Annotated in this window: 17 protein-coding genes and 3 pseudogenes; 6 read left to right on the forward strand and 14 right to left on the reverse strand. The window is 35.4% G+C overall.

Features of this window, described 5'->3' with window-relative positions:
- Window positions 1-1,034: 1,034 nt before the first annotated feature.
- From KA878_RS14640 to tadA, 8 genes and pseudogenes are all read right to left on the reverse strand, one after another.
- Window positions 1,035-2,905 (reverse strand): annotated as a pseudogene (locus tag KA878_RS14640) (SdrD B-like domain-containing protein); the annotation flags it as partial.
- Window positions 2,906-3,685: 780 nt separating this feature from the next.
- Window positions 3,686-3,850: pseudogene (locus tag KA878_RS14300) on the reverse strand (YSIRK-type signal peptide-containing protein); the annotation flags it as partial.
- 277 nt (window positions 3,851-4,127) lie between these two features.
- Window positions 4,128-9,140 (reverse strand): Rib/alpha-like domain-containing protein, encoded by a 5,013-nt coding sequence (locus KA878_RS14305; RefSeq protein WP_245336742.1) that lies wholly within the window; start codon window positions 9,138-9,140, stop codon window positions 4,128-4,130.
- A gap of 367 nt (window positions 9,141-9,507) precedes the next feature.
- Window positions 9,508-9,735: a hypothetical protein gene (locus KA878_RS04920; RefSeq protein ID WP_193839715.1), complete on the reverse strand. Its 228-nt coding sequence runs from the start codon at window positions 9,733-9,735 to the stop codon at window positions 9,508-9,510.
- A 294-nt stretch (window positions 9,736-10,029) separates the two neighbouring features.
- A pseudogene (locus KA878_RS14645) lies at window positions 10,030-10,132 on the reverse strand (YSIRK-type signal peptide-containing protein); the annotation flags it as partial.
- A gap of 248 nt (window positions 10,133-10,380) precedes the next feature.
- Window positions 10,381-10,947 carry an NADPH-dependent FMN reductase gene (locus KA878_RS04930; protein ID WP_053031100.1) on the reverse strand — a complete coding sequence of 189 codons (567 nt, stop codon included), beginning with the start codon at window positions 10,945-10,947 and terminating at the stop codon, window positions 10,381-10,383.
- Between the two features lie 22 nt (window positions 10,948-10,969).
- Window positions 10,970-11,839, reverse strand: coding sequence for a Cof-type HAD-IIB family hydrolase (locus KA878_RS04935; RefSeq protein WP_193839717.1), 870 nt, complete (start codon window positions 11,837-11,839; stop codon window positions 10,970-10,972).
- A 132-nt stretch (window positions 11,840-11,971) separates the two neighbouring features.
- Entirely contained in the window at window positions 11,972-12,445 is a 474-nt protein-coding gene (gene tadA, locus KA878_RS04940; RefSeq protein ID WP_193839718.1) for a tRNA adenosine(34) deaminase TadA, read from the reverse strand.
- A 63-nt stretch (window positions 12,446-12,508) separates the two neighbouring features.
- Here tadA and KA878_RS04945 point away from each other — a divergent pair, with 63 nt between their 5' ends.
- Both KA878_RS04945 and KA878_RS04950 read left to right on the forward strand, forming a co-directional pair.
- Window positions 12,509-13,126 carry a deoxynucleoside kinase gene (locus KA878_RS04945; protein ID WP_070855003.1) on the forward strand — a complete coding sequence of 206 codons (618 nt, stop codon included), beginning with the start codon at window positions 12,509-12,511 and terminating at the stop codon, window positions 13,124-13,126.
- A complete protein-coding gene (locus tag KA878_RS04950) occupies window positions 13,119-13,781 on the forward strand; it encodes a deoxynucleoside kinase (protein WP_053031090.1) in 663 nt (220 codons plus the stop codon). The genes KA878_RS04945 and KA878_RS04950 overlap by 8 nt, the downstream gene beginning before the upstream one ends.
- A 58-nt stretch (window positions 13,782-13,839) precedes the next feature.
- Here KA878_RS04950 and KA878_RS04955 read toward each other — a convergent pair whose 3' ends face one another.
- Together KA878_RS04955 and KA878_RS04960 are read right to left on the reverse strand one after the other, a co-directional pair.
- Window positions 13,840-14,541, reverse strand: a complete 702-nt coding sequence (locus KA878_RS04955; protein WP_053031088.1) for an HAD family hydrolase — start codon at window positions 14,539-14,541, stop codon at window positions 13,840-13,842.
- A gap of 98 nt (window positions 14,542-14,639) precedes the next feature.
- Window positions 14,640-15,059 carry a GNAT family N-acetyltransferase gene (locus KA878_RS04960; RefSeq protein WP_193839719.1) on the reverse strand — a complete coding sequence of 140 codons (420 nt, stop codon included), beginning with the start codon at window positions 15,057-15,059 and terminating at the stop codon, window positions 14,640-14,642.
- 141 nt (window positions 15,060-15,200) lie between these two features.
- Here KA878_RS04960 and KA878_RS04965 point away from each other — a divergent pair, with 141 nt between their 5' ends.
- Window positions 15,201-15,908, forward strand: a complete 708-nt coding sequence (locus KA878_RS04965; RefSeq protein WP_193839720.1) for a phosphatase PAP2 family protein — start codon at window positions 15,201-15,203, stop codon at window positions 15,906-15,908.
- 261 nt (window positions 15,909-16,169) lie between these two features.
- Here KA878_RS04965 and KA878_RS04970 read toward each other — a convergent pair whose 3' ends face one another.
- Together KA878_RS04970 and KA878_RS04975 are read right to left on the reverse strand one after the other, a co-directional pair.
- Window positions 16,170-16,925: a Fic family protein gene (locus KA878_RS04970; RefSeq protein WP_193839721.1), complete on the reverse strand. Its 756-nt coding sequence runs from the start codon at window positions 16,923-16,925 to the stop codon at window positions 16,170-16,172.
- Between the two features lie 147 nt (window positions 16,926-17,072).
- The gene (locus KA878_RS04975; protein WP_193839722.1) at window positions 17,073-17,291 is read right to left on the reverse strand and encodes a hypothetical protein; all 219 of its coding nucleotides are present in this window, start codon (window positions 17,289-17,291) and stop codon (window positions 17,073-17,075) included.
- 988 nt (window positions 17,292-18,279) lie between these two features.
- Here KA878_RS04975 and KA878_RS04980 point away from each other — a divergent pair.
- Together KA878_RS04980 and KA878_RS04985 are read left to right on the forward strand one after the other, a co-directional pair.
- Complete coding sequence (locus KA878_RS04980; RefSeq protein WP_193839723.1) at window positions 18,280-18,456, forward strand: hypothetical protein; 177 nt, start codon at window positions 18,280-18,282, stop codon at window positions 18,454-18,456.
- Window positions 18,457-18,541: 85 nt separating this feature from the next.
- Entirely contained in the window at window positions 18,542-18,724 is a 183-nt protein-coding gene (locus tag KA878_RS04985) for a hypothetical protein (protein WP_228480692.1), read from the forward strand.
- A 196-nt stretch (window positions 18,725-18,920) separates the two neighbouring features.
- On the opposite strand, the gene KA878_RS04990 is transcribed toward KA878_RS04985, so the two are convergent.
- Both KA878_RS04990 and KA878_RS04995 read right to left on the reverse strand, forming a co-directional pair.
- On the reverse strand, window positions 18,921-19,997 hold the full coding sequence (locus KA878_RS04990) for a branched-chain amino acid aminotransferase (RefSeq protein ID WP_070855001.1): 1,077 nt from the start codon (window positions 19,995-19,997) through the stop codon (window positions 18,921-18,923).
- Between the two features lie 978 nt (window positions 19,998-20,975).
- On the reverse strand, window positions 20,976-21,932 hold the full coding sequence (locus tag KA878_RS04995; protein WP_193839724.1) for an L-threonine 3-dehydrogenase: 957 nt from the start codon (window positions 21,930-21,932) through the stop codon (window positions 20,976-20,978).
- 287 nt (window positions 21,933-22,219) lie between these two features.
- Between KA878_RS04995 and KA878_RS05000 the strand changes: the two genes are divergently transcribed.
- Window positions 22,220-24,952, forward strand: coding sequence for a 5'-nucleotidase C-terminal domain-containing protein (locus KA878_RS05000; RefSeq protein ID WP_193839725.1), 2,733 nt, complete (start codon window positions 22,220-22,222; stop codon window positions 24,950-24,952).
- The last annotated feature ends 43 nt before the right edge of the window (window positions 24,953-24,995 follow it).

Below are 24,995 nucleotides of genomic sequence, written 5' to 3' on the forward strand. Positions count from 1 at the left end.
GCATCGGCATCAGAATCGGCATCGGCGTCAGCGTCGGCATCAGAATCGGCATCGGCGTCGGCATCACTATCCGCATCGGCGTCGGCATCAGAATCGGCATCGGCGTCAGCATCAGAATCGGCATCGGCGTCAGCATCAGAATCGGCATCGGCGTCGGCGTCGGCATCTGCATCGGCGTCGGCATCACTATCCGCATCGGCGTCGGCATCCGCGTCGGCGTCAGCATCAGAATCGGCATCGGCGTCGGCATCGCTATCTGCGTCGGCGTCGGCATCAGCATCCGCATCGGCATCGCTATCTGCGTCTGCGTCGGCATCAGAATCGGCGTCAGCGTCGGCATCAGAATCGGCATCAGCATCCGCATCGGCGTCAGCGTCGGCATCAGAATCGGCATCACTATCCGCATCGGCGTCGGCATCAGCATCCGCATCGGCGTCAGCATCAGAATCGGCATCGGCGTCGGCATCGCTATCTGCGTCGGCGTCGGCATCAGCATCCGCATCGGCGTCAGCATCCGCGTCGGCGTCAGCATCAGAATCGGCATCAGCATCCGCGTCGGCATCAGAATCGGCATCAGCATCCGCATCGGCATCGCTATCTGCGTCTGCGTCGGCATCAGAATCGGCGTCGGCGTCGGCATCAGAATCGGCATCAGCATCCGCATCGGCGTCAGCGTCGGCATCCGCATCGGCATCGGCGTCGGCATCCGCATCGGCATCGGCGTCTGCATCGGCGTCGGCATCCGCATCGGCATCGGCGTCGGCATCGGCATCACTATCCGCATCGGCGTCGGCATCCGCGTCGGCGTCAGCGTCGGCATCCGCGTCACTATCTGCGTCGGCATCGCTATCTGCGTCGGCATCCGCATCCGCGTCACTATCTGCGTCCGCATCCGCGTCAGCGTCGGCATCAGCATCCGCGTCAGCATCACTATCTGCGTCGGCGTCAGCATCAGAATCGGCATCTGCGTCAGCATCAGAATCGGCATCGCTGTCTGCGTCGGCATCCGCGTCAGCGTCGGCATCCGCATCACTGTCTGCATCGGCATCCGCATCGGCGTCAGCATCCGCATCGGCGTCGGCATCCGCATCGGCGTCAGCATCGGCGTCGGCGTCTGCATCGGCGTCTGCATCAGAATCGGCATCGGCGTCTGCATCAGAATCGGCATCGGCGTCGGCATCCGCATCCGCATCGGCGTCAGCATCCGCATCGGCGTCGGCATCCGCATCGGCGTCAGCATCTGCATCGGCGTCAGCGTCAGCATCCGCATCTGCATCGCTATCATCATCGAAGTATCCATTATCAATACTGAAGTCATCATGATCAGTAATTGTTACACGTACTTCTTCACCATCAGCATCTTTTTCATCATCACTACTTGAGTTTGTAGTTGTTTGAGTTAAGCCTTCAGGCTTTTCAAAATGTACAATATAGTCTCCACTATCTAAATCATCAAAGCGATACTTACCATTTTCATCTGTTGTTGTTGTTTTTAATACGTTACCATTACCATCTTTTAATGTAACTGTTACGCCTGGAATGCCTTTTCATCAGAATCTTGAACACCATCTTTGTTAGTGTCTTTCCATACATAGTCACCTAAACTATATTTTGGAGTTTTATAGAAGCCACTATCTAATGTCCAGTTATCAGCACCATTAATTGTTCCTTTAGCAATTAAACCATCAGAATCTGTTGCATCATTATTACCCGTATCAACCTTAGTTGGTGTATAACCTTTAGGAGTTGTGAATTCAACAGTATAATCGCCATTTTGTAAATTATTAAATTGATATTTACCATTAGCATCAGTTGTTGTACGATCTAATTCATTACCATTTTTATCTCTTAGAGTAACATACACTCCTTGAATGCCTTTTTCATTTGAATCTTGAATGCCATCTTTATTTGTATCTTCCCAGACATAGTCACCTAATGAATATCTCTTTAAATCTCCCTCTGCAGTTGACGAACCTTGAGCAAGTGAATATGAATTTCTATGAGTATAATTTTGTACATCGGTTTGCAATGTATAGTCAATTCTGCCATTAGTAGCAGATGATTCACTATCTGGATTAGCAACTTGTTGGATGATATATTGTTTATTGCTAGCTGTCGTTCCATCTAATAAAGTTAAAGTTGCTGTCGTATTATTATTACTATAAGTCACCTTAAAATTATTTGTAACATCTTTAAGACCTGAAGTTACTGGAGTGAAACTATCAGCAAACTGATTTTGATTTGTTACTTCATAGATTTTAAAATTATTTGCATTAGGATCAAATTTATAGCCTGTTAATTGACTTACTAACACTTCTTTTTTGAAATTATTCTTAGGTTGATTGACATATACAGTCATATGTCGTGCTAATGTATCAGGATCAATATAATTTGTACCTGCAACTAGTGTATTCCCTTTTTTATTACCATAATCCACAGTAATATTTTCTGAATATTTATCATTACCTAGTGTAACGTCCATTGGATACGTAGCTTTATCAGTATTAGCATTTTCGCGTTTAGAAAATGTAACTTGTTCGAAACTTCCTTTGATATTATCATACTGATCTACATAGTTAGTAAATGTATAAGTAGTAGAATTTGTAGCACTATTATATATACCTTTCGCAATTAAATTGCCATTAGCATTATACAATTTCTGTTCTGTAGAAGGTAAACGTACTGAACCGGGACGGTAATAATTTCCATATTGGAAAGTAAATGTATCTCCTTCATGCACATCATCATCGACTGTATAATCCGCTTTCAACTTTAATACAGCCCCTGAAGTCGCCCAAAACTCCTCTTGTCCAGTATTTTTATTAATATTTGGTGGATCAATCTCTATATCAATATTTGAAAAATGAACCTTGTCATTAACATTTTGGCCAGTTGAAACTGCCGCTAATCTTCTAAGTTTTGATAAAGGACTTGCAGTATTAGAAGTTGTTCTTACATTAGTTGCTAGAGGCTCAGTTGCTGATAATGCCTGAATACCATAATCATTCTTGTTTGTGTCATTAGCTAACGCTGCTTTCAAAATTTCATTATTTAACTCATCTTCTGATAAGCCTTCTAAATCACTATTATTTGCAACGATTTTTTCAATATTAGCTGCATTTTTTTCATCTATATTTAATTCATCTAAATTTTGTTTAGTATAACTAACTTTGTCATTAACTGAACTATTTGCATCAATATTTACTGATTGGTTTTGCTTTTCTATGTCTTTAGAATTTTCTTGTTTTGTTGCTGTTTCTTCTGTGCTAGCTTCTTTTGTTGCTGTTTCTTCTGTGCTAGCTTCTTTTGTTGCTACTTCTTCTGTACTTGCTTCTTTTGTTACTGCTTCTTCTGTGTTAGCTTCTTCTGTGCTAGCTTCTTTTGTTATTGCTTCTTCTGTGCTAGCTTCTTTTGTTGCTGCTTCTTTTGTGTTATTTTCTTTTGTTGCTGCTTCTTCTGTGCTAGCTTCTTTTGTTGCTACTTCTTCTGTGTTAGCTTCTTTTGTTGCTGCTTCTTTTGTTGCTACTTCTTCTGTGTTAGCTTCTTTTGTTGCTGCTTCTTTTGTTGCTGCTTCTTTTGTTGCTACTTCTTCTGTGCTAGCTTCTTTTGTCAAATCTGAATTGCGATCATTATTATTTACATTGTTTTGTAAATTTAATTTTCCACCATTTTCAGTAGTACTGTCAGTGTTTTCTGCTGCTTTAGCTTCTTCGCCTGCCCCAAATAATAATGATGCTCCTATAAGAATTGAAGCTGTGCCTACGGTGAATTTTCTAATGGAGTATTTGTTTAGACGATTAGGTAAGAAGTCTACCTTTTTCTTAATTGGCCCTTGTCTTCTTTTGTCCATATTTTCCTCCTAAATTTTATTATCATTAATATATTCAACTTCCATATAAATATTAATGAAAGTTCACTTAAATCATATTGCATAATTAAATTTATTACAATACTTTAATTAAAATTACTTTTAATTTTCGTAATAGATAAAAAATTATTTCATTATAACAAAATTCATTAAATATAAAAAATATTTTGCAAAATTTTTTAAAAAAATAACCATAGTATTCCCTAAAGGAAATACTATGGTTACATGCATAATCAGTAAATTTTTACATATTTATTATTTACTTTTCAACATTATTATTTTTGTTTTTACGACGTCTGCCAACTAAGAATAATCCTCCAAGTGCAGCGAATAATGAACCAAATAATGTGCCATTAGTTTGATCATTATTACCTGTATCAGGTAATGCTTTACTATCAGATTTATCTGCTTTGCCATGATTATCTTTATCTGTGTCGGCATCGCTATCTGCGTCTGCGTCACTGTCTGCATCTGCGTCACTGTCTGCATCGGCATCGCTATCTGCGTCTGCATCACTGTCTGCGTCTGCATCACTGTCTGCATCTGCGTCACTGTCTGCGTCGGCATCACTATCTGCGTCGGCATCACTGTCTGCGTCGGCATCACTATCTGCGTCCGCGTCACTGTCTGCATCGGCATCACTGTCTGCATCTGCGTCACTGTCTGCGTCGGCATCACTATCTGCGTCGGCATCACTGTCTGCATCGGCATCACTGTCTGCGTCGGCATCACTATCTGCGTCCGCGTCACTGTCTGCATCGGCATCACTGTCTGCATCTGCGTCACTGTCTGCGTCGGCATCACTATCTGCGTCGGCATCACTGTCTGCATCGGCATCGCTATCTGCGTCCGCGTCACTGTCTGCATCGGCATCGCTGTCTGCGTCTGCATCACTATCTGCGTCCGCGTCACTGTCTGCATCGGCATCACTGTCTGCATCTGCGTCACTGTCTGCGTCGGCATCACTATCTGCGTCGGCATCGCTATCTGCGTCTGCGTCACTGTCAATTGGTTCTTCGTCAATGACAACTTCTACTGTGATATGATCTTGTGAACCATCTGGATAAGTTACTGTTACTGGAACATAATATGTGCCAGGATTTTCACCATTTGGTAAACTTTCTGGATCATCCACTGTAACTACTGGCTGTTCTCCTGTCGTTGGATAGTTAGGAACAGTTACCGCTCCTGTTACATCACCCTCAGTTGTTGGTACTCCATATGGCTTACGAACAACATCACTTGTTGGTTCATATTTAGTAGCAGTAGCTGCTGGTTTTTTACCAGTTGTTACTGGTACATCAATATGATCTACTGTGCCATCTGGATATGTCACTGTTACTGGAACATTTACTGTTCCTGGTGTAGTTCCATTTGGTAAATTATCAGGATTATTAACTGTGATTACCGGTTGTTCTCCTGTTGTTGGATAATTAGGAATTGTTACTGAACCAATTACATCATCTGATGTTGTTGGTGTTCCATAATCATGTTTCACTCCAGTTGTTACTGGTTCATAAGTGACATTGTTATTAGCAGGTTTTTCTCCTGTTGTCACAGGTACATCAATATGATCTACACTTCCATCTGGATATGTCACTGTTACTGGGACATTTACTGTTCCTGGTGTAGTTCCATTTGGTAAATTACCTGGGTTATTAACTGTGATTACTGGTTGTTCCCCTGTTGTTGGGTATCCAGGAATTGTTACTGAACCAATTACATCGTCTGATGTTGTTGGTGTTCCATAATCGTGGTTTACACCATTACTTGTTGGTTCATAAATCACTTTATCTTGTGTTGGTTTTTCTCCTGTCGTAACAGGTACTGTGATATGATCCACACTTCCATCTGGATAAGTTATTGTTACTGAGACATTTACTGTTCCTGGTGTAGTTCCATTTGGTAAGCTATTTGGATTGTCAACTGTTACAACTGGTTGTTCTCCTGTTGTTGGGTATCCAGGAATTGTTACTGAACCAATCACTTCATCTGATGTTGTTGGTGTTCCATAATCATGATTTACACCTTCACTTACTGGTTCGTAAATTACTTCGTCAGGTGTTTCATCGTCTTTAGTAACAACAGTAACTGTCACGTGATCTTGTGTGCCATCTGGATATGTCACTGTTACTGGGACATTCACTGTTCCTGGCGTTTTACCGTCCGGTAATGTACTTGGATCGTCAACTGTGATTGTTGGTGTTCCTTTTTCTGATGGATAATCTGGAATTGTTACTGCTCCTGTTACATCACCCTCAGTTGTTGGTGTACCATAATCTTTTGTGACTTCTTCTGTTGTTGGTTCATATGCATCATTATCTGCTTGTTCGTTTGTTGTTACTGGTACTGTCACATGATCTTCTGTGCCGTCTGGGTATGTCACTGTTACTGGAACTTCCACTGTTCCTGGTGTATTACCGTCTGGTAATGTACTTGGATCATCAACTGTGATTGTTGGTGTTCCTTTTTCTGATGGATAATCTGGAATTGTTACTGCTCCTGTTACATCATCCTCAGTTGTTGGTGTTCCGTGATCTTTTGTGACTTCGTCTGTTGTTGGTTCATAAGCATCGTTATCTGCTTGTTCGTTTGTTGTTACTGGTACTGTCACATGATCTTCTGTGCCGTCTGGATATGTCACTGTTACTGGAACTTCCACTGTTCCTGGTGTATTACCGTCTGGTAATGTACTTGGATCATCAACTGTGATTGTTGGTGTTCCTTTTTCTGATGGATAATCTGGAATTGTTACTGCTCCTGTTACATCATCCTCAGTTGTTGGTGTTCCGTAATCTTTTGTGACTTCGTCTGTTGTTGGTTCATACACTTCATTATCTGGTTGTTGGTCTGTAATAGAGAATGAATCAATAGCTAATGCTGTAGTTAATGATTCTGTAGAAACACCTTGTTTGAATACTGCAGATGAGAATACGTCTGATACTTTTGCATCTTCTGGTACTGTTAAAGGTACTGAACCTACTGTTCCATCTTCTGCAGAAGTTACAGTAACTGGATCTCCGAATTTTTCGCCATTTTTGAACCATTGCACTTGATATTCACGATTTGGTAATAAGCCACCTGTTCTAGATTCTGCAGTATCACCTGGTCTAGCTAATTCATCTGTTGAGTTATAATTCGTGATGTCGTGCATTGGTTGTGGTGCTAAAAGTGCAAAATCCACACCTGATGTGTTATATGAGCTTTGAGCATTTGGTCCAATTGGTAACAAATCGTCACTTAATCCTTCAAACATGTTGGTTTGGAAATTATTACTCCAAATAGCATAGTCGTCAACTAGTGGCGTAACATATACGTAATCAGAATTGATATGTCTGTGTTTTTGTCCAATTGTTCCATTCCAAGCCATTAAGTTATTATGTGAAACATCTTTATCAGCTACAACTTTACCATATTCTTCATCTGAGATAGTTTTAGAAATGCTTGCACCTGAATTTTGTTTATAAGCACTAATACCATAAATACCTTTGAACGGAATGTAATAATCACCTTTAGAATCTACATTTGCTACAACAGTTTCAGCAATGTGTGAGCCCACACCATTTTTAGCTTCATAATCAGCGATAATTTGTGCTTGTGCAGCTTTGAAATCATCTAATGTATAACCACTGTGCTCATTTTTCCAAGTATCAAATAATCTAGTTACTTCGTCATTTACATATGATGCAGCGACTTTTGTATTAGTGGCATTAACATCCCAAGAGTCTTTACCCCAACGTCTTGCATCAGAGCCATTAGGATCCCCGTTTTCATACCATACGTTACCGCGAATTGTACCGTAAGCACCTGTATTTTCAAATTGGCCATTTGAAGTACCAGATGTTGTACGTTCATTTTCTGGTTTTAGTAACCAATCAACATTGTTATGTTTTTCTTGAAGTACAACGTGTGAGTTAACAATTCTATTAATCCCTGCTGTAAAGTCCCAAGATTCATTTTTTCTAGTTAAACGATCATGATAACCATACATTTGGTCACCGTGTTTAACAACATCGTATTTAGATGGATCTGGATTTTTAACCCAAGTTCTTATAGCAAATTTAGAGTCTCCTGCTAATTTAAATTCATAAGAATTGCCATTCTCATCTGTAACTGGTTTAGATAAGTCAAATGCAAATGAACCGTCTGGGTTTGTAGTAGTGTAATATACTGGGGATACAACACCTTTTCCGTTTACCCATTGTAAGTAGACATTAACTCCTGACAATGGTAATGCATCTTTTTGAGAATAATTTGAATGATTACCATTTCTATAAACCCATGCTTTACCACTATAAGTTTGTTTTTTAGTAGCATCACCTGGTGAGTATATAGCACTATTTTCTGCTGATTCTTGTAAATCTGACGTATTAGCACGATCCATTACCATTGCTCTATTACGTAACAAGTTTCTAACAGGTGTGTTAGAAGTTGTCTTCGTTTTAGAAGATGTGTTTGTTGTATTAGCAACTACTGGAGTTGAATATTGATCATTAGTTGCCGATTTTTCTTTAATTAAAGCAGCTAAAATTTCATTTTCATCAGCTTTATTAACACCTTGTTTATTTAAAACTGATAAAATTTCGTCTTCAGACACTCCTGTTTCATTTGCTACATTTTTAACTTCATTTACAGTTTCTTTTTCTGAAATTGGTTGATTTGTTGTAGTTTCTTTAGTCGCTTCTTCTGTTGAAGGTTGTTCTGTTGTGCTTTCTTTACTTGCCTTCTCTTCTGTTGAAGGTTGTTCTGTTGTGCTTTCTTTACTTGCTTTCTCTTCTGTTGAAGCTTTCTCTTCTGTTGAAGGTTGTTCTGTTGTGCTTTCTTTACTTGCTTTCTCTTCTGTTGAAGGTTGTTCTGTTGTGCTTTCTTCAGTCGCCTTCTCTTCTGTTGAAGGCTGTTCTGTTGTGCTTTCTTCAGTCGCCTTCTCTTCTGTTGAAGGTTGTTCTTGACTTACTTCTTCAGTAGCGTTTTCATTTGTAGTTGATTGTTCTGCACTAGTATTAGTTTCTTGCGTTGAATTTTCTTGTGAAATTGCGCTCTGAGATGTGTTCGATTGATTACTAGCATCTTCTTCAGATGCTTTTGAATTACTTTGATTTTCTCCGCTTTCAGTTTGATTAGTTTCAGCAGCTTTAGCTACATCATGTCCTGCACCAAAGATTAATGTTGCACCAACTAAAATTGATGCCGTCCCCACTGTGAATTTTCTTATCGAATATTTATTTAATCTATTCGGTAAGAAATCTAATCGTTTATTCGGCTTTTTCTTCAAATAACTCACACCACTATTTTCCAAATTTATTGAGTACAATACTCATACAAAGCTTATCACTTTTTGTATATTGTTACAATATATAAATCTGATTTTTTAAAAAAACATTAATTTGTTCATGCTAAATAACTTTAGAAAATTATATACCTTTTTTATATTATTTAAAAATTTTAATTTTGATATTCATTTACTAGAAAATCTAGCGTCATACTTATTATTACCATAATTAGCATTTAAAAAACTCGCAGTTACACACTACGGGTTAATTTCATACATTTTTTTCTTAGTTATTCTTTTGATTTCGCTTTCTACCTAATACTAGTGATGCTATATCTACAATTCATGTTTCGAATAACACGCCATTTTTCTATTCGTTGTTTCCTGTTTTTGGTAATTCACTATTATCTGGATCCGCATCGGCATCACTGTCAGCATCTTTTTTATTAGAATCAGACTTAATGAGCACACTTAGTAATGCTCTATTATCAACTTGATTATAGTCAATATTAATGTTTTTAACATTTTCACTTGCCTCTTCAATTGAACTACTAGTATTCTCAGCTACAAAATTTGTTAATGATTTTTCTTTTTTCAATATTATAAATAGTATTATTTAATTGTGTCTCAGTATTTTCAAATGATATATCTAAACCTGTTGTATTAACTGTCTTAGTATCATTATTAGAAGTATTATTTGCATCTGTTGCTACATTTTGTTTTGTAGTGTCAATTTGTTCTGGTTTCACTTGTGATAATGTAGCACTCTCGGATGTTTGAACATGACCTTTTGCTTTTACATCTTGCGCTTCACTCGTATCTATAGTTGTGGAAGCTTGATCTTTTTCAGCTGCTTTTGCTTCATCATGAGCACTTCCAAAGATTAAAGCCGTCCCTACTAATATAGATGCTGTCCCTACTGTGAATTTTCTAATTGAATATTTATTTTGTTTATTCGGTAGAAAATCCACTCTCTTTTTTTGTTTATTTTTCAAACAGACCACTCCCTAAAAGAATTGTAAATCGACCTAATTTAACTGTTTATTTAATTACTTAAATTTAAAAACTAATTAAAAGATGAATATAAATACATATAATTAAGTTCAAAAAATTATCTTTTGTATTGTAATCTATATAATCGTCTGAAATATTCTTTTTAAAACAATAAAAAAAGAACGATAAAAAATCGTTCTTAAAAACTAGTTTCTACTATTATATATGTGTACTTCTAGATAATTAAATTTTATTTTAAATGTTCATAGGGACTATTATTCACAAATGATACAATTTGGTCTACAAATAATTTTGCGCGCAACTGAAATTGGTCATCATCAAGATACAATGTACCATCTTCAAGTTTACTGTAATCTGAATCGTGTGTAGCAATTTGTGTCGGTACCGCGATACCTAGTAAACTGCGAACAATGACACGTAAATGTGATAGTGGTTCTGAACTAACAATACCACCACTATTGCCAATTAGCCCTACTGGTTTCATTTTAACGTAATCCATATTGATATGATCTAATGCATTTTTAAGAATGCCAGAGTAAGAGCCATGATAATTAGGTGTGCCAAGTACTAAGAAGTCTGCTTCCATAACTTTAGTTTGAAAGTCTTTTGCATTTGCTTTAATTTCTTCTGTTGAATGGGTTGTTCCTGAAAAGTCTAACTGATTTAAAGGTCTTTCTGCTAAATCAAATATATCAACATCTAAATCATGTGTATCAAATTGACCCACTAAATATTTAGCAAGCGCATTCGTATGTGAGCCTACTTTTGCACTACCAACAATAATAAGTCCTTTCATTTCTTCTAAACACCTCTTAATATTAATTATTTTCTTCTTGTAATAGTTTCATAATGGCTTTACCTACACCGCTATTTTCGTTAGTATCTGTGACATATTTAGCAACGGCTTTTACTTCAGGCATTGCATTTTCTACTGCCACCGGATAACCTACACGTTCTAACATTGACACATCATTTAAATTGTCACCTAATGCCATAACGTCTTTTAAATCAATATTTAATTGATCTGCAATAGATGTTAACGCTATTCCTTTTTGAGCATCAGAATGAGTAATTTCAAGGTTACCACGTGATGAAGATGAGATAGCTAAACTTGAAATTGCTGAGAGTTCTGCACCTATTTTATTTATTTTCTCTAAATCTGGATTAAAGGCAAGGACTTTCATAATTAGTTCGCCTGGAATATTTTCAATTTCCTCATAACTATTTACAACTTTCAACGTCCCATTATCTATACGTTTTTGAATGCCGTTTTTAATCTTTTCAACATCCGCTTCTTGTCCTGCTTGTTTAGCAATATCTAAATATATATCTAAATCTTTAGTAGGATCTTCTGTGTAAATCCCTCTATTAGTGTAAATTTGATAGTATACATCTTCATGGTTCAAGATGGATTTTATGCGTTCCACTAATTCATGATTTAAGTTAGAGGTACTCATAATATTAAACGATTCATCACGTACTTCTGCACCATTTAAACAAATGTATGGCACACTTAAATCTGTTTCAGCTACAGGTGTATTCGCTTCATAGAATGCACGACCTGTCGCAATGGCAACTGTTATTCCTTGTGATTGTGCAAATTTAATCGCATCAACATTTTCTTGTGAAATTTCATGTGCAGCATTTAACAATGTGCCATCCATATCTGTTGCTATTAATTTAATCATACAGTTACCTCGTTTCATTATCTTAATTAAACGCTATTTATTTTGAAAAGTATCACCTGAAAGTTTTTAAACCTCAATTTTGACACCACATTCACGTGTATTATTTTAACAAATATAAAACAATTTGTACGCTTACTTGTTCGTTTTAGACTTCTTTAATCGTAATTCTCGAAAGAAGTTACGTAATAGATCTCCACATTCTTGTTCACGTACACCACTAACCACTTCAGCTCGGTGATTAAAGCGTGATTCTACTAATAAATTCATCAAACTACCACCACATCCACCTTTAGGGTCAGAAGCACCGTAAACCACTTTAGGAATTCTACTCATCACAATAGCACCTGCACACATGACACAGGGTTCCAACGTTACATATAAGGTGCAACCTTCTAAACGCCAACTTCCAATGGTATTAGACGCTCGTTCAATCGCTATATGTTCTGCATGTGCAGTCGGAAGCTGTGCAGTTTCTCTTAAATTATGTGATCGTGCTATAACTTCATCATCTTTAACAATAATTGCACCTATTGGTACTTCTCCGATATTTTGTGCTTTTTTAGCTTCTTCAATCGCTAATTTCATGTAATATTCATCATTTGCCATGTGTGTTATACCTCACTTATGATACAATACTCATTGTCTATTTTAACATTTGGAGATGTGATTATGAACAAACCATTTATCGCAATTGAGGGCCCTATTGGTGTAGGTAAATCCTCCCTAGCTCATAAGCTTAGTCAGTCATTAAATTACTATGAAGAAAAAGAAATAATTGATGAAAATCCATTTTTGTCTGATTTTTACGATGATATCTCTAAATGGAGTTTTCAAACTGAAATGTTCTTCCTTTGTAATCGATACAAACAAGCGAAAGATATCGCAAAAATGACACAAGGCGTTGTTAGCGATTATCATATTTATAAAAATAAAATATTTGCCCGTAACACTTTAAGTCATCATGAATTTGATAAATTTGACCGCATTTTCGATATTTTAACAGAAGATCTTGAAATGCCTAACATGATTATTTTTTTAGACGCAGATTTGAATGTTTTGAAACAGAGGATCGCTAAACGTAACCGTAGTTTCGAGCATCATATCGAAGATAACTATTTATTGAATTTAAAAGAAGATTATTTAACATTTTATAATGCGATGAAGTGTGAAGGTGCGAATGTTGTCTTAATTAATACAAGTGATATTGATTTTGTCAATAATGATTCAGATTATCAATCCATTTTAGAAAAAATAAGACCTATGATAGGAGCAATTGAAAATGAATAATTACAAAGTACCTCAAAATGCAATTATCACTATTGCTGGTACAGTTGGTGTTGGTAAATCAACATTGACACAAGCGTTAGCCGACAAACTGAATTTTAAAACCTCTTTTGAAAATGTTGATCATAATCCTTATCTCGATAAATTTTATGATGACTTTGAACGTTGGAGCTTTCACTTACAAATCTACTTTTTAGCGGAGCGCTTTAAAGAACAAAAGCGTATGTTTGAATATGGTGGTGGATTTATACAAGATCGTTCTATTTATGAAGATGTAGATATTTTCGCGAAAATGCATGAAGAACAAGGTACTATGAATGAAGATGATTTCAAAACCTATTCTGAGTTGTTCAATGCTATGGTAATGACACCCTACTTCCCTAAACCTGATGTATTAATTTATCTTGAATGTGATTATGATGAAGTCATTGAACGTATCAAAGCACGTGGTCGTGATATGGAAATTAATACAGACCCAGAATATTGGCAAAAATTATTTAAACGCTATGAAGATTGGATTAATAACTTTAATGCTTGTCCAGTAGTACGTGTAAATATCAATGAATATGATATTCACGAAAATCCTGACTCATTAGATCCAATTATTGATAAAATCGCACATGTCATTAATACGTACCGTAACGTAGATAATCGATAATATCTAAAAACGCTACACAATATTGAAATCCTTGTGTAGCGTTTTTTAATTTATAACCTTATTTATTTTCACTATATTGTTTTAAGACTTCGGGCACACTTACCGCTGTATCTATAATCACATCAGCGTCGACTAACTCTTCTTTTTTAGCAATGCCACTCAGTACACCAATTGCTAAACCTAATTCAGCATTTACCTTTGTCTTCATATCATTATTCGTATCACCAACAATCACTACATCTTTAGGTTTCACGTCATAGTGATCAAACAATGGATTAAGTACTGCCGGATTGGGCTTTTCAGCAGCATGTGTTTCTGTTGAAATCACTAAGTCAAATGCATCTTTTGAATTTGTATCTTCTAAAAACTGCAAGACGCCTTTTCTAGAATCACTTGTAACAATACCAATTTTATAGCCGTCTTTTCTCAATGATTGAATCATATCGTATACACCATCAATCCAGTTATTCTCTGGCACACGCGTATCGACAAGGGATTGACTTGTATTACGTGTCCAAGTTGAGACATCTTTACCAACAACGTTATTGAAAGCTTTAATCATTTCATCTAGTGAGCCTGAACCCATCACAGAATCAGGAACAATTGCATCATCAAGAATACCCAATTGTCGATGCGCAACTTCTTTATCAGCGACTGGGTATTCATCTAAAAGACTATCTACTAATCTTATGCCGATTTTCTCCCAACTCTTGTCAAACTCAATTAACGTCCCGTCTTTATCAAATAATATCCATTCCATTTACACAACACTCCTATAATTCGTAACTTTAATTCTTCTATTGTAATACAGATTTTCGTTTTAGACTTAATAGAACGATTTACAATTCCATTTTCCAATTATTCAGTATATGTATCTGTTAGACGTTTATCCTGGTATATAACCATACCAGTTTTCAATTTTTTAAATCCCGCTTTTTGATAAAAATCTAAATTACCAATAGTTGATATTAAATGTATGCATGAAACTAAGCCTATTTCATCTAGAAGGCGTTCGAGCATACGCATACCAATTTGTTTATTTTGAAAATCTTTGTTAACTACAACATCATAAATGGCTGCATTGAATACACCATCTGATAATGCCCTAGCTACGCCAATGACTTTATTATCATAAATAGTTAAGACGACATGAGTACTATTACGGAAAATCTCACATATCGCCTCTTTGTCATGTTTTAACCAACCAACTGATTGATATACTTCATAAATTGAATCAATATAGCTTTCATCGAAATAAGTAATTAGCTTAAACGCCATGCAGTCCCCCCTAAATGGTCTTTTTCTATATACTATACACTTTTTTATAGGTTTTAAGTCTTATAAATAAATGCGTCTCAATACCGATTTCTTTATCACTTTACTACGTTAAACTAAATAAAAAGACAACAGGTGCAACTAATGAATATATTATTTAACAAATCTAAATTAAACATCTTGTTTATTTTGAGTGTGTTGGCCTTCTTAACAATTATATTAGGAATGAAACTGCACATGCTATTAATCACTTTTGTAGATCAAAGTGCTTTCCATTGGTTTTTAAACTCATTCGGTGATCCGCAAATGAATTATCACGGAAGCTGGTTTAATGATTATATGACTATCGTCGCAACTTATGGAGACATACTACCTTTCGTCATTTTAACCATCCTAATGGCACTTATAGTATTTCTAAAGCGTCATGTCATATTGTCTATTTGGCTTTTACTTACTGTCGCATCAGGTGGACTAATGGGTATAATGTTTAAGGATTTAATACATCGTGCGCGTCCATATGATCATTTATCAATTGATTCAGGATATTCATTCCCTAGTGGCCATTCTCTTGCCAGCACACTCGTTATAATGATTATTGTGTTATTTTTTATATCTAAAATTCACAATAAGCTATTAAAATGGTCATTAACAATACTATTAACTATGGTGTGGTTGAGCATTCTTTTCTCAAGATTATACTTCCATGCGCACTATCTTACAGATGTTATGGGGGGCGTTACATTTAGTCTATCTTGGGGCTTCGGATGTATCATGTTATATCAACAATTTGCAATGAAGTTGAATCAATTACGTATTTTCAAAAAGAATAAAAATTATCATGTTTTTAATTAATATGGTTATATAAAGTTCACCCCGAAAATTAGATTTCAATCTAACTCTCGGGGTGATGATTATTGTAAAAATAATTATTTAGGTTCGCCATGTACTAAAATACTACTAATAAAGTCAATCGCTTTTTTAATGAAACCGAATACGTCTGTCATTGGATTCCACTCCTTCATTAATATTTAAATTACACTTTTATTGTAAACACCTGAGGATACATTTGGCGTTTATTGCGTAATTGCCTATTAATGATGCGTAGTTGTCTGCTTATATATTTTGATTTGTAGTGTGACGCATTGTCAGTAATTCTTGTACGTAACTGTCTTTTACCTCGTAAACAACAGGATTACTTTTCAACTTAATTAATTTATTTTCATATTTGTTTATGACTTCATTAACTTTATTTCTTGAGTAGCCAACTATGTTTTTTACTTCTTTAATACTCATTCTAGAGTATTTACTTCCAAATATTTTGTCTTGAAGTAATATAAACAGAACATTTAAATCATATTTATTTAATGCTTGTTCATTAAGAGACTGCGTAAGTCTTGTAATGATGTCTGTATTATTTTCAAACGTTTCTATAATATTATTTTGTCCTTCAATAATTAATTGCATCATATCATCAATAAAATTTGTTATTTCACCTTTATTAAAATAATCAGATGCTTCTTGAAATGCTTTATAATATTTATTTTTATTATGATTTACGACGTATGAAAAAGTGAGTGCTGTAAACGAATCCAAGTTATCATTAAGTAATTTGGCTAAAATATATCTTCCCACTCTTCCATTTCCATCGTAAAAAGGGTGTATGTACTCAAACATATAATGACTAGCTAATATTTTATAAATACTGGGTGCTTCAAAATGTTTAATAAAACTTAATAAAATAGTTAGATATTCATAAATTTCTGGTTCATTAAATTCATTTCTATGAACCCATTTACTTTTAGCATTGTCGTAGACACCGATAGAATTTTTTCTAAACAAATTTCCATCTGGTAAATCTTTTTCTAGCATTTCAGAAGCAACAATTGGGGAGTGGGACAGAATTCTTTTAAATTCGTCGTCCCACCCCCGCAAGGATGACTAGAACTAAAAAAGCTTGATTTAAGCATTTTCTCAGTTCAGTCAGCTACTGCGAATTTGCAAAATAGCTTCATTATATTATTTATGTCCCGGACTTGTATTGATTTCAACGTCATCATTTTCAATCATAATATATTGATTTACTAATCCATCAAAACGCTTATTCTCACCTTTTGTTTTGTTCAGTGACGCAGCAATCTCTTTTTTTGTACTTTTTATATTTTCAATTTCATTTGTACTTTGGAGTTCAGTGATTAATAAATATTTAATATATGCTTCATTCGCGACTTTAGGCAATGCTGAGGAAAGTTGCTTAATTCTATCTGAGTTTTTAAGACCTTTTCAAGATTAATGCCTAATGATCGATTTAGAATAAAAAATAGAGGATACTCTACATCTCTTTGTTGTTTCTCGTTCTGAATTGGATGAATAACAAAGTCGGTAACATAACTTGAATAACTATTTAACCGCATATTATATTCTGTTTCTACATTATCCCAACCATACATATGAAAGAGCTTTTTTAATGATTTGTACTCCACATGATACACCTTCTTACTTATCATATATTTAAGCCTGCTTTTTATGATATCAATATTATACATAAGACATTATATATAAAAGTATGATCTTTAATTTGAATAACACCATGCTTAAAATAAAATATTAATCCCTCCAACATGTCTGTACTTTAAACATAGATGAATTAAAGAAACTATAAATAAAACTGATTATATAAAAATGTTTAATTCATATTTTTAATATTTTATGTTATTTTTATATTTATAAACAATGTTAAAATCATTAGTGATCATAGGATAATATATATGCCTAAAGATAAAGCATGCTTTTTTTCGCTAAATATTTAAGTAATCTAATGATTTAATAAATCAAACTTTCTCATACAGTATTTATTAATATATGTCGTAACATTTTTGAATTGTTAAAACACAATAGTTGAGATTTTCATGAAAGGTTGCATAATATATGTCAAAATCTAAATTGAGATTAATTCTAAATATTATATATTTTGGATCAATCATATTACTTTGTATTTTTATGTGGATAACAGATATTCATATTCTTACAAATATTTGGGGAATTATAATTTTTTGGTCATACGTTTTCATTTTTCAATTTATAATCGATCACTACGCACCTAAACAGAAAAAACATGATGATGATAAATAGCTATATACTTTGACTTTTTAAAATTTATTAAAAAACTGCATAATTAAAATGTGGGGAATTTCTAAAATGACTTAAAAATGTTGGGGTGTCTATGATGAAATACAGAATAATTGCAGGTGTTATATTTTTAATAATACTAATTGTTGCTACGTTTTATGTTCAGCCAATGCTTACTTTAGATAATCAATTATCAAATTTAATATATATTTTAGCATTAGTTATTATTGGTGCTGTATTAGGCTATATTAGTCGACGTTTAGATGGGAAATAGCTAATTACTGTTTCGAAATCTACCAAATTTATAACGAACTCCATTTAAAAACATTTCCTTAATGATGCTAAAGGAGAGATTGATAATGAAAAAATATCAAATAGCCTTAACGATTAGTTTGGTATTATTGAACATATTCTCAATTATTTTCATCGCATTTTTTCATATTCCATATGGTAAGACCATTTTCTATTCTCTTTTTTTAGTTATAATTATCGTTTTTTTCTTAATAGATATGAAAATTGAGAAAGATAATGATAAAAATTGAACAAGTAATACATTAAAATTTAAATAATCAAATCTTTAAGTTCTAAATATTTAAGTCCATAAGGTCAAAGTATTCAATTATCTAATCGCTTTTTTTAGATATCATTCAAAAAGCATAGACTCAAGCCATCACAATTGAATAAAATAAAAAGCTAGAAACCTCAATTACTTGAGATTTCTAGCGCAATAAACATGCTTTATTTATATTCTGGAACTACGACTCTCCAACCATGCGTATCTTCTAATTTACCACTTTGGATGCCAGTGTATGTGTCATATAATTTTTTAGTAATTTCACCAGGTTCGTTATTGTTGATGACGATTTCTCTATCTTCATATTTTAAAGTACCTACTGGTGAAATCACGGCAGCTGTACCTGACCCGAATACTTCAGTCAATTCACCTTTGTCGTATGCTTCAAATAACTCATCGATTGATACTTTACGTTCTTCAACTTCATAGCCTAACTCTTTCGCCAATTCAATGATTGATTTACGTGTAATACCTGGTAAGATACTACCATTTAAAGCAGGTGTAACTAATTTTCCATTTTCAACGAAGAAAATGTTCATACTACCAACTTCTTCAACATATTTTTGTTCTACACCGTCTAACCATAGCACTTGGTCATAGCCTAAATTATTAGCATTTGTTTGTGCTAATAAACTTGCTGCATAGTTACCTGCTACTTTAGCAAATCCTACGCCACCACGTACGGCACGAACATATTCATCTTCAACGTAAATTTTAGTTGTTTTTAAAGTGTCTCCGCCATAATAAGCACCTGATGGAGATAAAATGATTAATAATTTATATTGATGAGATGCTCTTACACCTAAGATACCTTCAGTGGCAAATACAAATGGACGAATATATAATGATTGTCCTTCGCCTTCAGGTACCCAATCACGTTCAACGTCTACTAATTGTTTTAAACCTTCTAGTAATAATTCCTCATCTACTTTAGGCATCTCTAAACGTGCTAATGAATCATTGATACGTTTGAAGTTTTGATCTGGTCTAAATAATACAACTTCGCCTTCATGTTTATAAGCTTTTAAACCTTCAAATACAGCTTGTCCATAATGAAGACCTTGTGCAGCTGGTGAAACTTCAAATGGTGCATAAGGAACAATTTTTAAATCATGCCAACCTTGATCTGCATCATAGTCAAAACTTAACATGTAATCTGTGAAGTATTGACCGAATCCTAAATTACCTTCTGGTTTTTCTTTAAGCGCGTCGCGTTGTTCAAATTTTACTTTTTCTGACATGATGAAAGCCTCCTAAATCATTCTAAGTTAATAATAGTATATTAAATTATAGCAATCTCATAATGGTGATTCAATAAATTTTCTAAAAATTCAAACTAAATACCAATTGTAAACCCTTACTTCAAAAATAACATACTTCAATAATGAATTTAAATCCAACTTCGAAATTGAAAATTATAAAATGACTAATAGTACATAGTTGCGTGCTCACACACTTACGTAAATAGTTCTAAGATAGATTACGAAACATAGTTGCGGAGACTCCTAGGGGATCTTTAATTTTAATGAACCTATGAGCAATAGCTCTTAGGTAAGTAGTTCTAAAATGGATAATGGAACGTAGTTGAGCGACGCCTATGTTGATTATTAATGAACATAAGTGCTAGCGCACTTATGTAAGAAATTCTAAAGATGAACTACGAATGACTTTGGATGACTCTTGGCGCCTTATTTATTGAACACAAGTGCAACTGCACTTGCGTAAGTAGTTCTAAGATAGATGACGAAGTGTAGTTGTGTAGACTCCTAGTGGAAAAGAAAGTGTCGAGTGACTACAGGCACGAGCCTTTCCCACAGGAAAGCGAAACAACTTAAACGAGTGAATATCTATCTAAGAACTACTTTACAAGACCAAGGCTCGACCCATCCCCCTAGGCAAGCATCACAACAGAATGAGTAAATATTCATCTAAGCATTTCTTTACAACCCAGCTCCCTATGCAAGCATCTCAACTTAAGTGAGTGATTATCTATCCAGTAACAATTTTCACAAAAAAGCCTGGAACATAAATAATATAATGAATCTATTTTGCAAATTCGCAGTAGCTGACTGAACTGAGAAGGCGCTTAAATCAAGCTTTTCTCAGTTCTAGTCATCCTTGCGGGGGTGGGACGACGAATTCAAAAGAATTCTGTCCCGCTCCCTTTTCACAAAAAACTAGCAGGGTGTTACCACCCTGCCAGTTCAACACATCACACTTTATTTATTTTGTTCTTTTTCTTCAATCGCTTTTAACATTAACTCAGTCATACCAGCTAAATCGTATTTAGGATCAAAGCCCCACTCTTTACGAGAATAGCTTGTATCAATATTATCTGGCCAACTATCTGCAATTGCTTGACGTGCTGGATCCACTTCATAATCTAAAGCAAAATCTGGATAATGTTTTTGGATTTCAGCTTTAATTTCTTCAGGTTCAAAGCTCATAGCACTTAAGTTATAGCCATTACGCGTAACTAATTTATCTGCATCTGCTTCCATTAATTTAATAATTGCATCAATCGCATCATCCATATACATCATATCCATGTATGTGTCTTTAGCAATATAACTTGTATAACGTCCGCTTCTTACCGCTTCGAAATAGATTTCAACCGCATAGTCTGTCGTACCGCCACCTGGTTCTTTAACATGAGAAATAAGTCCAGGGAATCTCACACTACGCGTATCGACACCAAATTTTGTGAAATAATATTGGCATAATAATTCACCAGCAACTTTATTCACACCATACATTGTAGTTGGTTGTTGGATTGTATTTTGAGGTGTATTTTTCTTAGGTGTTGAATCACCAAACGCACCAATAGAACTTGGTGTGAAGAAATGTAATTCATATGTTCTAGCAGTTTCTAATGCATTCATCAAACCGCCCATATTTAAATCCCATGCTAGTAATGGATTTTTCTCAGCAGTTGCTGATAATAAAGCCGCCATATGCATTAACGTATCCGCTTTAAAGTTCTCAACACTCGCCATCATCGCTTCACGATTCGTAACATCCAATACTTCAAACGGTCCATTATTAACCGGTGAGTCCTCTTCCGGTTCTCTAATATCCGTAGCTAAGACATTGTCATTTCCATAAATTTCTCTACATTTTAATACTAGCTCAGTACCAATTTGACCAAGCGCTCCTGTAATAACGATTCTTTCCATAAATAAAAACTCCCTTTGTGTGTTTACCACGAATAATTGTCCTTTTAGGGTGTACATATTCCCTATTTACATGCTTATTATAATATAAAAGCGCTTTCTTGTATACTCAGAAAGTACATTCTTTATTAATCTATTTCTTTTTGAAAAGTCAGAGATTTTTACGTATCGTAGTGTTTGATTTATTAATCATTTTTAAATTTATCGTAAATAATTGAATGCGTAAGCTTTAAGACGGGTGACTTATGCTAATATAAAAATGTAAATTCCATATAATAAAGGAGGCAAATATGAAGCGATATCTTGTTCCAATCTTAATACTATTTTTTATCGTATTTGGTATCACTATGGGTACAACGTATGCTGCTGAATCGGAGTCAATCCAATCAAACAACACCACAGCAGTATCACACACAACATCACAAGAAGCACCATCAGTAAATGCTTACTCGACGAATAAGGATACGGCAATAAAGTCTGATGCAATTTCACATCATGATGACATCACATCGTCGTCTCAAACGACGCCACATCCTGATGTTACAACGTCTACAACACAACATACTACTTCAGAGAAGCACAATGCTTCATCTCAGGGTTCTGCCTTTTCAGATGAAAAAGCATTGCCTGAACCGACTTCAAATGAAGTTCAATCGTCGCAAGATACTAAGGTAAACACATCATCTTCAACAACTGAAGCTTCTAAGTCAGCACAAGTTACACCGCCAAAGGCATCTACGCCGACGAAAGTTACATCATCGCCAGAAGAAGCAACGCAACAACAAAGTCATGATGTTGCTGTATCACAACACGCTACACCTGTTTCAAAACAAGCACCTAAACACAGTGATGCTACTTCAAAGCAAACAGCTATGAAGACGAATGATGTTGCTGCGAATAAGAAAGCAACAACAGCTTCTAACAACAAAGATAAACACACAATTTTACATACAAATGATATTCATGGTCGTTTCGTTGAAGAAGATGGTCGTGTCATCGGAATGGCTAAAGTAAAGGGACTCAAAGACAAATATCATCCTGATTTAATGGTTGATTCTGGCGATGCATTTCAAGGATTACCTGTTTCTAACAACTCTAAAGGTGAGGAAATGGCTAAAGCTATGAATAATGTCGGTTACGATGCGATGACTGTCGGAAATCATGAATTTGACTTTGGCTATGACCAATTACTTAAATTACAGAAACAGTTAAATTTCCCTATCATTTCATCCAATATCTATAAAAACGGTAAACGTATTTTTAATCCTTCCACAATCGTAACTAAAAACAATGTCCGTTATGGTATTGTGGGTGTCACAACACCTGAAACCAAAACTAAAACATCACCTAGTGCAGTTGAAGGTGTGGAATTTAAAGATCCGTTAACCAGTGTCAAACAAGCTATGAATCAAATTAAAGATCATGTAGATATATTCGTTGTCTTATCACACTTAGGTGTGGATAAATCAACACAAGAACGTTGGCGTGGTGATTATTTAATCGAGCAGCTGACGAAAGACCGTTCATTTACACAGCCTATCTTTGTCATCGATGGTCATTCACATACAGTCATTGATCACGGTCAACACTTCGGTGCTAACAATATACTCGCGCAAACAGGAACAGCCCTCGAAAATGTAGGCCGTATTGATTTTAATTTTAAAGATAAGCAAGCAACGAATGTCGAAGCATCATTAATTAATGTCGCTGATGCTGAGCATGTGACACCTGACTCACAAATCGAAGCACAAACTAAGAAAGCAAATGATGCGTTCTTGAAAGCAACATCCACTGTCGTTATCCCTAATAATACAGTGAAGTTAAATGGCGAACGCGCACAAGCACGTACACAAGAAACCAATTTAGGGAATTTAATTACAGACGCTATGGAAGCATATGCCTCTAAACATTTCTCACACCCTTCTGATTTCGCAATCACTAACGGTGGTGGCATACGTGCTTCAATCGACAAAGGTAAAGTTACAGAAAATGATATTATTACTGTATTACCATTCGGAAATTTAATTTCTCAAATTCAAGTTAAGGGCTCAGATGTGTTAAAAGCATTTGAACATAGTTTAAGTGCTGAAACAGATATGCAAGATGGTAAGAAAGTCTTAACTGCTAATGGTGGTTTCTTACAAATTTCTGATTCACTAAAAGTATATTACGATATCGACAAAGCATCTGGACAACGTATTAATGTAATTAAAGTATTGAATAAAGAAAATGGTCGCTATGAAGATTTAGACCCTAACCGCACGTATTATGTAACAACAAATGATTTCACGGCTAATCAAGGTGATGGCTATGATATGTTTGGTGGTCAACGTGAAGAAGGCATCTCATTAGATGAAGTTGTCGCGCAATACATTAAAGAAACCGATTTGAGTAAATATGATACAGTTGAACCTGTACGTATTATCAACGGAGCGCCTGAAAGTGCTGAGCAGCCAAATACTGGTGAAGCAACTCAAGATAGTAACAATCATTCAACAGGTCACGCAGGTAGCGGTCAACAAATGCCAAATAATAATACGAATGATGATTCGAAACATAATAGTCAGCATGGACAACAACCAGCGCATAAAGATACACATCAAGCTAATGGAAATATCATCGAACTTCCTAACGTAGCTAATGGTGGTCATCAACAAATGCAAGTGCCATCAAGTTCTAATGGGAAGCATCACCATAATGATGCACAACCAATGGTCATCAACACTACCCATACATCTACACATCAGCATTGTGGTTATCCTGTAGCTTCAAATCATTACAACAAAGTGATTCAATTATCAAATCACGCCTTTGAACAGCATGCAGGTGCGTATCATATGATGCATCAGCAAAATCATCACACGAGCAACGCACTTCAAACAATGGCGCTCTATAATGAATCATTAACACAGCTACCTAATACAGGTAATACAGATGATACATTAGAACATGGTATCGCAATCTTACTTGTTGTAACTGGAACTGGATTGATATATTGTCGTCAACGCAAAAAATCAGCATAATTTTTAATAATTAATAAACCGTGAATGGGACACTAAATGCATT

The sequence above is a fragment of the Staphylococcus sp. GDY8P57P genome, assembly GCF_017892585.1.
Classification (GTDB): domain Bacteria; phylum Bacillota; class Bacilli; order Staphylococcales; family Staphylococcaceae; genus Staphylococcus; species Staphylococcus borealis.

What these genes read in the sequence shown, in the direction of transcription:
- KA878_RS04945 (WP_070855003.1), top strand. Translation starts at nt 12,509, where the DNA reads ATGAACAAACCATTTATCGCAATTGAGGGCCCTATTGGTGTAGGTAAA.
- KA878_RS04990 (WP_070855001.1), bottom strand. Translation starts at nt 19,997, where the DNA reads ATGTCAGAAAAAGTAAAATTTGAACAACGCGACGCGCTTAAAGAAAAA.
- KA878_RS04965 (WP_193839720.1), top strand. Translation starts at nt 15,201, where the DNA reads ATGAATATATTATTTAACAAATCTAAATTAAACATCTTGTTTATTTTG.
- KA878_RS04960 (WP_193839719.1), bottom strand. Translation starts at nt 15,059, where the DNA reads ATGGCGTTTAAGCTAATTACTTATTTCGATGAAAGCTATATTGATTCA.
- tadA (WP_193839718.1), bottom strand. Translation starts at nt 12,445, where the DNA reads ATGGCAAATGATGAATATTACATGAAATTAGCGATTGAAGAAGCTAAA.
- KA878_RS04950 (WP_053031090.1), top strand. Translation starts at nt 13,119, where the DNA reads ATGAATAATTACAAAGTACCTCAAAATGCAATTATCACTATTGCTGGT.
- KA878_RS04955 (WP_053031088.1), bottom strand. Translation starts at nt 14,541, where the DNA reads ATGGAATGGATATTATTTGATAAAGACGGGACGTTAATTGAGTTTGAC.
- KA878_RS05000 (WP_193839725.1), top strand. Translation starts at nt 22,220, where the DNA reads ATGAAGCGATATCTTGTTCCAATCTTAATACTATTTTTTATCGTATTT.
- KA878_RS04980 (WP_193839723.1), top strand. Translation starts at nt 18,280, where the DNA reads ATGAAATACAGAATAATTGCAGGTGTTATATTTTTAATAATACTAATT.
- KA878_RS04935 (WP_193839717.1), bottom strand. Translation starts at nt 11,839, where the DNA reads ATGATTAAATTAATAGCAACAGATATGGATGGCACATTGTTAAATGCT.
- KA878_RS04970 (WP_193839721.1), bottom strand. Translation starts at nt 16,925, where the DNA reads ATGCTAGAAAAAGATTTACCAGATGGAAATTTGTTTAGAAAAAATTCT.
- KA878_RS04985 (WP_228480692.1), top strand. Translation starts at nt 18,542, where the DNA reads ATGAAAAAATATCAAATAGCCTTAACGATTAGTTTGGTATTATTGAAC.
- KA878_RS04930 (WP_053031100.1), bottom strand. Translation starts at nt 10,947, where the DNA reads ATGAAAGGACTTATTATTGTTGGTAGTGCAAAAGTAGGCTCACATACG.
- KA878_RS04995 (WP_193839724.1), bottom strand. Translation starts at nt 21,932, where the DNA reads ATGGAAAGAATCGTTATTACAGGAGCGCTTGGTCAAATTGGTACTGAG.